This is a genomic window from Paenibacillus alba, from assembly GCF_013204855.1.
Taxonomy (GTDB): domain Bacteria; phylum Bacillota; class Bacilli; order Paenibacillales; family NBRC-103111; genus Paenibacillus_E; species Paenibacillus_E alba.
This window is the reverse complement of sequence record NZ_JABMKZ010000024.1, coordinates 113,275-123,031: the sequence shown is the minus strand read 5'-3', so window position 1 is coordinate 123,031 and position 9,757 is coordinate 113,275. Positions and strand designations below refer to the sequence as shown.

At 46.4% G+C, this 9,757-nt stretch carries 7 protein-coding genes; 2 read left to right on the top strand and 5 right to left on the bottom strand.

What is annotated here, in order from left to right:
• Window positions 1–342: 342 nt before the first annotated feature.
• The 3 genes from HQN90_RS25240 to HQN90_RS25230 all read right to left on the bottom strand — a co-directional run bounded on the left by HQN90_RS25240 (window position 343) and on the right by HQN90_RS25230 (window position 5,556).
• A complete protein-coding gene (locus tag HQN90_RS25240; protein ID WP_173223858.1) occupies window positions 343–2,025 on the bottom strand; it encodes a type 2 periplasmic-binding domain-containing protein in 1,683 nt (560 codons plus the stop codon).
• A gap of 107 nt (window positions 2,026–2,132) precedes the next feature.
• Window positions 2,133–3,740, bottom strand: coding sequence for a response regulator transcription factor (locus HQN90_RS25235; RefSeq protein ID WP_173223856.1), 1,608 nt, complete (start codon window positions 3,738–3,740; stop codon window positions 2,133–2,135).
• Between the two features lies 1 nt (window position 3,741).
• Window positions 3,742–5,556: a sensor histidine kinase gene (locus HQN90_RS25230; RefSeq protein ID WP_246362826.1), complete on the bottom strand. Its 1,815-nt coding sequence runs from the start codon at window positions 5,554–5,556 to the stop codon at window positions 3,742–3,744.
• Window positions 5,557–5,704: 148 nt separating this feature from the next.
• Between HQN90_RS25230 and HQN90_RS25225 the strand changes: the two genes are divergently transcribed.
• On the top strand, window positions 5,705–6,655 hold the full coding sequence (locus HQN90_RS25225; protein WP_173223854.1) for an ABC transporter permease: 951 nt from the start codon (window positions 5,705–5,707) through the stop codon (window positions 6,653–6,655).
• 88 nt (window positions 6,656–6,743) lie between these two features.
• Window positions 6,744–7,616: a carbohydrate ABC transporter permease gene (locus HQN90_RS25220; RefSeq protein WP_173223852.1), complete on the top strand. Its 873-nt coding sequence runs from the start codon at window positions 6,744–6,746 to the stop codon at window positions 7,614–7,616.
• A 140-nt stretch (window positions 7,617–7,756) separates the two neighbouring features.
• Here HQN90_RS25220 and HQN90_RS25215 read toward each other — a convergent pair whose 3' ends face one another.
• Together HQN90_RS25215 and HQN90_RS25210 are read right to left on the bottom strand one after the other, a co-directional pair.
• Window positions 7,757–8,734: an iron chelate uptake ABC transporter family permease subunit gene (locus HQN90_RS25215; protein WP_173223850.1), complete on the bottom strand. Its 978-nt coding sequence runs from the start codon at window positions 8,732–8,734 to the stop codon at window positions 7,757–7,759.
• Window positions 8,735–9,754 carry an iron chelate uptake ABC transporter family permease subunit gene (locus tag HQN90_RS25210; RefSeq protein ID WP_173223848.1) on the bottom strand — a complete coding sequence of 340 codons (1,020 nt, stop codon included), beginning with the start codon at window positions 9,752–9,754 and terminating at the stop codon, window positions 8,735–8,737.
• Between the last annotated feature and the right edge of the window lie 3 nt (window positions 9,755–9,757).

The window sequence follows — 9,757 nt, the reverse complement described above, 5'->3', positions numbered from 1 at the left end:
GAAGCGTACGCACAGTAAGCTCGGCTATTTGTCTCCAGACAAATTTGAATCGCAGTTTTACAAGCAAATAAAACTAATTTCTTAGCTCTTTTTTGTGTCCACTCTATTGACTCAGATACATATGGGACGAAGGTCGGAGGCAAATCACAACTTTAAGGCCGAAAAACGTCCTTACAGGTGGAAGACAGGTACAGTTAAGCAGTTAATCGGGAGAGTCTGAAACTATCATGATAGATTTTTTCGCATCAGTCCTGCATTCCAATCGGAGCTGAAGCCGGAATAACCAAAAGACGGGCTTTCGCCCGTCTCAAGGTATTCATTCAACTTGTGCAATGCTGCATGTTATTTTACGGAAACAGACTTGAACCACTCGTTGACTTCTTTCGTTACTTGATCTCCGCCATTGGCTTTCCAACTGGCGACGAATTCGTCAAATGCATTGACGGGCAGTTTGCCGTAGATGATTTTGTTGAAGGTTTCCATTTCGGACTGACGCAGAAGGTTCCATTTGGAAATCATGGTTGGTGTCGCTGCGCCGGTGAAATAATTTTGCTTGCGAATGTCCATTTGCGACATGACGACTTTGGCCGCATACCAGTTTTCTGGTTTGCGGAATTCTGCGAGCTGTTTCTCGTAAGGTGTCTCAGGCTTCTTGCCGTCTGCCAGCTTAACCAGCGTCTTCATATACAGATCCGGAATACGCGCCGGTCCCGTAATGAATGTGAAGTCATTGCTGAAGTCTTTGATTTTGTCTTTATCACTGGTTGGTTTGCCGTCTACAATGTCCCAGTCATAGCCTTGGGCAAAGCCGTTTTCGAATTTGCTGCCGGCTGGCGGGTTGGCCAAGTTATCCAGCATGTAGTTGTAATACAGGAAAATCGCTTCTGGATGCTTAGCATCTTTATTGATCATGAAGCTGCTGTTCACACCAGCGTTTTGCCACTTCGTGCCTGCCAGTCCATCGGGACCTGTAGGAACCGGGTAGGCTTTGAACTTAGATCCTTTTATGTTTTTCAACAAATCCGGACCTGGCCAGTCCGGGATCCAGTTTGCCCCTGGCAGAACGCCTGCATTCCCTTTCGTCCAGAATTCACCCGTTTTATTCTCATCCCACAAAGCAGAGTCAGGATGAATATAGCCTTTGTTCATCCATTCTTGCAGTTTGGCGAGCGCTTGCTTAGAACCTGGATGAATGGAGCCGTATTCCAGATTCCCTTTGGCATCCTTGTTCCATTGCTCCTCGATCGTTCCATAAGCCCCGAATAGCCAATCAAGCCCGCCTAACCATGTGTTCGTATTACTTTTCAAGGAAATTGCGAGTGGATAGACGTCCTTCGGAGAAAGCCCGTCCGGGTTCTGGTTCTTAAATTTGTCCATCACATTTTCTAGCTCGGAGATTGTCTTGGGAGCTGTAAGATTCAGCTTCTCCATCCAATCTTCCCTGAGCCATAGCAAGGTATCGTCATTGTCGGTATATTCAAGAATAGGCAGGTTATATTTCTTTCCATTTCTGGTGAAAGGGTACCACAGTTCTGGATGTTGAGTCGCATGGTCTTTCCAAATTTGGTTGGCATATTTATCAAATACGGTGTCAATTGCCATAAACTGACCAGAGTCGATCAGTTGGTTAGTTAGTACTGGGTCGGTAGGTACGTATACGAAATCAGGCAGCTTCTCGCCGGAAGCAATAGCTAACTGAAGCTTCTGCTTATATTGATCCCCGCCCGCAGGATACCAGGTATCTTTGTGCTTGATACCGAGCTGCTCCAACATCCAGCGGTCGTGGACATTGTTTTCTTTGGTATCGCCTTTGGCGTACTTCTTAGGTGCGGTGAACATGACGACAGTGCTGATCTCGATTGGTGGATCGTATTTGCCTTTGGTGAATCCAGCATCGGATACAGCGGCGTCTTTGGCATCCTTACTGTCTGTTTGACCGGTGTCAGCAGACTTTCCGGTACAGGCCGTGATCACGATAAGTGAAGTGGCTACGAGCAGCAGCCATGATTTTTTGAATGTACCCATTATGGATTCCCCCTACGGTGTAAGATCGTTACATGTGTTACTTTACCAACTTGTGAGGGTGGGTATCTATATGATTTAATTAGTTTTCATAGGACTCTGTTATGCATTTAATTCCCATCTCGATATTCTTGCGGAGTTACGCCGAATTGGCGTTTAAACACCTTGATAAAGTAAGCAGGGTCCATATAACCAACGTCCATGCTGATTTGATACACCTTTTTGTCGGTCGTCTTCAGCAAGTGACAAGCGCGATCCATGCGAAGAGAAGACATGTAGTCACTAATTCCTTCGCCGGTTTCAATCTTATAAATTTTGGATAAATGCGTTGGATGCAAATTAACATGGTCGGCCAAAGCGCGCAGCGACACGTCAAGATGAAGGTTTTTCTCTGCGTAATCTTGTACCTTCTTAACATACAGAGAGCGTATATCTTTGATGTCATTTGATGTACTCTCCTTAAGCTTATCGAGCACACCGAGCGACCATTTTCTAAGCTTGCTGATGGAGGAGAAAGCCTCCCCGCTTTGTAAAGGCTCAATCTCTGGTCCAAGTAATTTGGTCAAGGTATAGCCATTTCGATGCGCAAGATGAGTGAAGGAAGAGGCGATTAAATGCCCAGCTTCCATACAGTGCTCCCAAGATTCAGACCATCGATCATCAAGTTCCGCGAATACAGCAACCAGTTTATCTGCCACGGCATCCCAGCGGCCCCCCTCAAGCAGGTTAATTAAGGAGGGAGGCATATGAATAGCGTCCAAAGTTCCCTTCGACACGTCATGCTCAAAGTCGCCCACTCGCATGATGAATTCCTGTTCATCCCCAACGATTTGCCGGAAATAAGCGGAAGCCTGTCTATAATGGTCTGGCAGCTGGTCCGGGAAGCGGAACCATTCCGTCATGACGATGGATAAAGAGCCCTTCAAAAATTGTTTCACTTTATACTGAAGCTTCATAGCGAGCTTTTCTAGCTTTGTTTCTTTCCCAACATCCGCTTGGTCTTCCTTGATCTGAAGCAGAAAAGCAAGATACCCATGCTCCTCCTTCACTCCCCAGACCTCGGCGAATTCGCCAATAATCTCTTCCGCAATGTTGATGATCGCATATTCCATCAGATGCTGGCCATTGTTTTTGTATTGTCCGAATTCTTCTTCCATCCGGACAAGGAGCAGGGCGCATTCCCCAAAGCGGAACGGTAGTCCGTAGTTCTCCAGCTTGCGACTCCATTCGTCGGCTGTCATCCGATGACCTTGTAACGCATCAAGGAGAAGCTGACCTCGGAGAAGAGGCAAGTTTTCCCGCAATGTATACAGGGTGTGTTCATAGGAGCTAATGCTTTCCCACTCCCTGTTCAGTTGATCTATGGCTGCCTTGACTGCGTCAAACAATTCGTTGTCTGTCGGCGGTTTAAGCAGGTAGTCTACGGCCTGGTGACGGACAGCTTCTTTCGTAAATTCAAAGTCGGAATGACCGGACAGAATAATGCATTTTATTTTTTTATCAAACAAGCGAATTCGCTCTATCAGCTCAATGCCGGTCATTTCGGGCATGAGAATATCCGATATGACAATATCAATGGGATGTGTCTCGAGGATTTGAAGCGCCTCATGGGCAGAATACGCTTTATGCACCTGTTCGATGCCGAGCGTATGCCAAGGCTTATGCATAGAGAGGTTGTCTACCCAGTGAGCTTCGTCGTCAACAATGATCATTTGCATGTTAAGAATCTCCTTGTATGAAGGGATGATGGCGATGTTCTTCTCCGGAGGGAAGTTCCCAAATGATTTCTGTACGGAATCCGCCGAGAAGCGATTTGGTGAAAAAGAGATAAGAGTGATCTCCGAATTGGTGAATGATTCGTTGATTGGTATTCCAAAGACCGCAGCCCATCTTCTCTTGCAAGGGCTCTCGCATTTTACGATTTAACGCCTGCTGTTGATCCTCCGTCATTCCCGGGCCATCGTCATCAATATAAATCCTGCAGTTGCCATCGGCTATCTCGCCGCTGATTCGAATTTCGCCCGAGGAATACGATTTTCCCACCCCGTGAATGACGGCATTTTCGACGATCGGCTGCAGCATTAAGCGGGGAACTTGTTGGCTCAGCATCTCATCCGGAATATTGATATCATAGTGAATTCGGCCGTTGCGCAGCTTTTGAATATCCAGATAATTGACAATCAGTCGAATTTCTTCGTCCAAATTAGCCGTTTGCCGCTCCATTCGGGTCGTATAACGGTAGTACGCGCTTAAATTATACGCCATGGAGACAACCGCCTCTTCGTTCTTCATTTGGGCCATGTTCACGATATAACCGAGACAATTATAAAGAAAATGAGGATTAATTTGAGCCTGTAATTGCTTCAGTGTTGCATCTCGAGCGCGGAGCTTCTCATTGAGTACATTCTCGATTAAGCCTTGAATTTGCTGCGACATATCATTAAATCGGTAAAATAGAAAAGAAAACTCATTCTGTACGTTGGCGTCGATTCTTACTGAGAAATCTCCCCGCTGCACGCTCTGCAAACCACGAATCAGCTTGCGTATTGGACGTTGAACGTTCCGATAGAGCAGCACGGAGGCTGATATGCCAACCACAAAAAGCAGGACCATCGATAAATAAAATAAATTGCGGCTGAACGATATCGGCCCCAAGATTTGATCGAGTGGTACGATATCAACCAGATGCCAATCCAATTGGGGCGATTTCACAGCACTAACCAAATAACTTTTGCCGGACAGCTTCACAACCTGCTGCATCGTATCGCCCAAAGACTGCCCGTCCAAATAGTGGATAAGGTCGTTCGATAGCTGCTGGGATGCGCTGCGGTTCAGGATCGGATTTTCTCCTTTATGGTAAAAGAAAGGATCTCCTTGACCGCCTGCTTTGTAGGCGTCCAGCATCGTCTGAATATTTTCATGGCTGAAGCTGGCTTCAACGATTAAATTGCTTCCACTCAATATATTTTGTTGACCGAAGGAATCTGTATAGAACCAATAAAAGGCTTTCATACCATTTGGGCTAACCGTTTCTCCATCCCCGTAAGTCCATTTCCCCGTCATATTTCGCTGCAAATAATTTTCATCGTAATTGAAGGAAGGAGTCGCATTCGTAATCGCTTCCTTGTTCTGTTGGGAAAAAACCGTGTACTTCACTGGCCAAATGTTCATAATGCCGGACTGCAGCACCATCTTTTCTTGGACCACAAATCTAGTCTGCATCCGGTCATAGCGGTCTTCCCAAATGTTGAGTCCATTGAATTTCTGAACATTCGGATCTTTGGAGAAGGTCATGACAAAGTCCATCATCTGATTGATCCGCGAGTCAATTTGGCTGGATAGGAAAGAAAGCTGCTTGATGTTCGATACCTGAAGGTCCTTGCTTATCACATCGAATGCGATTCGATTGGAATATGTAAATACAAGAATAATCGGGATAAATAAAATTAAAATCAAACCGTTCATTTTGGCAAATAAACTAAATCTGGAACCGATTCTTCTTTTGACGAATGCCGTGCCTCGTAGTAGCTCCATAACCGATCCCCCCCGGAAAATGTCCCTAACAAAACCCTATCAATCCTAATAATGTCTTATAGTTGCAGGGTTGAGTTTGTTGATACTATATATATCAGGGATTTTCAAAATACACAAATGAGTATATATGGAACGGGGTAAGAGAGCTATGGATGCGAATACTGTACAGCAAGTGACTCATAAGACTACCAAAAGCGTGAAAAAGAAAAGCAGCTACAAGCAGCCATGGATGCTTCATTTCATGGTGCTGCCGGCTGTCATCTTGGTGTTCATTTTTTCGTATCTTCCCATGTCAGGGATCATTATGGCATTTCAAGATTATAAAGCAGCACTTGGCATAACCGGCTCTCCGTTTGTCGGCTTAAAGCATTTTCGCTATATGCTGGAGAATGATTATTTCTTAAAAATTACGTGGAACACCCTGTTCTTTGCTTGTGCCAAAATCGTATTAAACTTAATCATTCCCTTTATTTTCGCTTTGTTCTTGAATGAAGTCAGGAACATGGGGCTCAAAAGGTCCATTCAAACACTTGTCTACTTTCCCCACTTTCTTTCTTGGGTTACGCTTGCAGGAATTCTGATTGACTTGCTCGCCCAGACGGGGCTTGTTAACCAGTTCCTTACCGGTGTATTCGGCATCAAGCCGATTTTCTTTCTTGGAGACGGCAGTTGGTTCCGATTTACCATCATTTTCAGTGACGTCTGGAAGGAATTTGGGTTCAATACGATTTTCTTCTTAGCCGCGCTTACGGGCATTAATCCAGCGCTATATGAAGCGGCGGAAGTTGATGGAGCGAGTCGTATCAAGCAAGCGATGCATATTACCATTCCTTCACTGATCCCGATTGCCATCGTAGTTGCAACTTTGGCTCTGGGCAACGTACTGAATGCGAACTTCGACCAAGTATTCAATCTCTATAGTCCTCTGATCTATCAGCAGGGAGATATTATCGACACGTTTGTGTACCGAGAAGGTCTGCTTAGCGGACAATTCAGCTTCGCCACAGCGGTTGGCCTTTTCAAATCCGTGATCAGCCTAGTCTTAATCCTGATATCCTACCGTCTTGCTTATCGATACGCCGGGTATCGAATCTTCTAAGTGAAAGCTTATGAAGCCAGTTTTCTAGTGAAAACTTAGTAACGCTTACGATGCCCGTTTTCTGCGAAAACTTTAAGGAGGACAACACATGTATCACAAAACGCTATCGTATCGAATATTTTCCGTGTTCAATAATACGCTGTTAATCATCATCTCTGCTCTGTGCCTGCTTCCATTGTTTCACTTGCTAATGGTGTCTTTGAGCTCAAACGCCCCTGCCAACGCTGGGTTGGTTACGTTCTGGCCGATTGGTTTTACGCTTGAAGCCTACGAAAAAACGTTTAACAATGCCCACTTTCTTACATCGCTTGGGGTATCCGTTAAACGGACGATCCTAGGAACAGCGCTTGCGATGTTCGTTAATTCAATTGCCGCATACGCGCTCTCCAAAGATGCACGCATCTTCCGCGCCCGCACCGGATATCTCTGGTATTTTGTCATAACCATGCTGTTCAACGGGGGCTTAATTCCAAATTATATCCTTATATATAAACTAGGCTTGATGAACACGATGCTGGCCCTTATTCTGCCAGGCATGGTTGCAGTCTATAACCTTATTCTGCTGCTTAACTTCTTCCGCAACGTTCCTAAAGACCTGGAGGAAGCTGCTTTTATTGATGGAGCTGGCCATTTTCGCACCTTCGTCATGATTTACTTGCCGATATCCATGCCGGCGATCGCGACGATTACGTTGTTTACGATGGTTGGACATTGGAACGCTTATTTTGACGGCCTGATCTATATGAAAGATTCAGAGCATCTGCCGCTTGCCAGCTTCATGCAAACCATTATTGTTCAAGCGGATATGTCGAAGATTGATCTGTCCTCGGTAGCCAATCAATCTCAACGGACGATTCGGGCATCCCAGATTTTCATCGGCGCACTGCCGATCTTGGTGGTCTATGCTTTCCTGCAAAGGTATTTTGTGCAAGGAATTTCGATTGGTGCTGTTAAGGAGTGATCGGGAATAATAATAGAAGAACGGCTCTGTTCGCATCAAAAGCGAAAGAGCCGTTCTTTGGTTTTTTATTTTCTCGAAATAGATAGGCAGCTTACTGAAAACAGGTGTTGGACATGTTCACAAATCGGCTTGCCAACGCGCTAGCTTTTCTTCGTGCGCAGCAGTAAATACAGGAAATAGGGCGCTCCGATGAACGAAGTCATAATCCCAACGGGGATTTCAATGGGCGGCATGAGCATCCGTCCTGCCGTATCGGCTGCTGTTACTAGAATGGCTCCCAGCAGTGCCGAGGTTGGAAGCAGCAAACGATAATTGGGCCCTACCAGCAGCCGAGCTAGGTGAGGAATAACTAAGCCAACGAAGCCGATAGCACCCGCAACTGCCACTACACTTCCCGCCAGCCCTACGGCTAGAGCAATCAAGAACAGACGTACACGATCCGTCCGCATACCTAAACTGCGAATCGTATCCTCATTCAGTAGCAATGTATTCAACTGATGGGAAAACAGAAGGGCTAGCAGCCCGCATACAAGCGTCCATGGCCAAATCACATTCACATGCTCCCAGGAACGAGCGTAAAGACTGCCCTTCAGCCATACGAGTGCTTGGGCCGCAGAAGGCGCGAATTTGACGACCAGCAGGGTAACAACCGCATGTATGCCGCTGGATACAGCAACCCCGCATAAAATAAGACGCTGCGGCTTGATTCCTTTGTTATAAGCGAGCAAATAAATGAGCAAACTGGCGCCAATCGCCCCCGCAAAAGCAAAAAACGGTAATAAAACAGCTGAGTATTGCGGTACAGCAAGAATCATAATGACCGTCACCAGACCACCGCCTGCTGTAATTCCCATTAAATCGGGAGCAGCAAGCGGATTCCGCGCTACCCCCTGCAGGATGGAGCCAGAGAGAGACATATTGATACCAATAAGTACCGCAATCATCAACCGCGGCAGCCGGTAAGCGTAGACGACTCCATCCCGCTGTACAATCTCTTCTATCAGTTGTCGGAAGGGAGTCTCCACCGCGCCTAGGCGTAAGCTGAGTACCGCCATAATGAGCATCAGTGCACTACCCGCAGTCAGAATAAGAACAAACCTCCGTTTTGGATGATGCACTTAGCTCCCCTCCATTTTTCGGCGCATTAAATACAGAAAAAACGGGGTTCCAAGCAGTGCGGTAATAATCCCGACTGGTGTATCGGTCGGATACAGCACCCATTGGCCGCCAACATCAGCCAGCAGCAGCAAGCTAGCCCCAGCAACAGCCGACATGGGAATCAGAATTCGATAATTCGTGCCTACCCATGACCTAACGATATGAGGAACCATTAAACCCACGAATCCTATAGGACCGCATAGCGCTACAGCTCCACCGACTAATAAAATAACGAGAACAAAGGCAGCTCTCCGAACACGAGTCACATTTTGCCCGAGTCCTCTAGCCGCATCCTCCCCTAATGAGAAAATATTAAATTGATTAGCGAGAAACAAGCTTGCAAGCGCCCCAGGGACAATGCTGATCGCACTCAACTGCACATCCGTCCAGGTCGTTCCGGACAATTTGCCCGCCATCCAATAAAGAATTTCCGACAATTTATCATCCTGCAAAATAATAAGCCCCGTTGTCATGGCAGCCATAAATAACGATACCGAAACACCTGCTAACACAAGCCGAATGGAAGTGTAACCAGCCATCCCAGACAACGTGTATACAATGCTTCCTCCCGCAGCCGCTCCAATAAAAGCAGCAATCAGAATCGTAACCGTAACGTCTTCCAGTCCAAATAAGGCTAAAGATAATACGACCAAGAAGGACGCTCCCTGATTAATGCCCATTAGCTCTGGGTCTGACAAAGGATTTCTTGTGACCCCTTGCAGTAGGCAACCGGCTATAGCTAACCCCGCGCCAACAATAATCGCCAGAACGACACGCGGCAGCCGAACAAACCATACCTTATAAACAAGTAGATTAGACGTATCCAAGCTCATGATTTCAGGAAGCTGTCTCCAGCCGAGCCCCTTCACTCCCGCGAATAACCCTACGGCTCCCGTAATAACGATCAATACAAGTAATCCTATGAATAAAAAGGGAGCAGACCAAGTCTGCCCCTGTCTGCCTGAAAGCAGCCGATTCACTGT

What these genes read in the sequence shown, in the direction of transcription:
- HQN90_RS25240 (WP_173223858.1), bottom strand. Translation starts at nt 2,025, where the DNA reads ATGGGTACATTCAAAAAATCATGGCTGCTGCTCGTAGCCACTTCACTT.
- HQN90_RS25235 (WP_173223856.1), bottom strand. Translation starts at nt 3,740, where the DNA reads ATGCAAATGATCATTGTTGACGACGAAGCTCACTGGGTAGACAACCTC.
- HQN90_RS25230 (WP_246362826.1), bottom strand. Translation starts at nt 5,556, where the DNA reads ATGGAGCTACTACGAGGCACGGCATTCGTCAAAAGAAGAATCGGTTCC.
- HQN90_RS25225 (WP_173223854.1), top strand. Translation starts at nt 5,705, where the DNA reads ATGGATGCGAATACTGTACAGCAAGTGACTCATAAGACTACCAAAAGC.
- HQN90_RS25220 (WP_173223852.1), top strand. Translation starts at nt 6,744, where the DNA reads ATGTATCACAAAACGCTATCGTATCGAATATTTTCCGTGTTCAATAAT.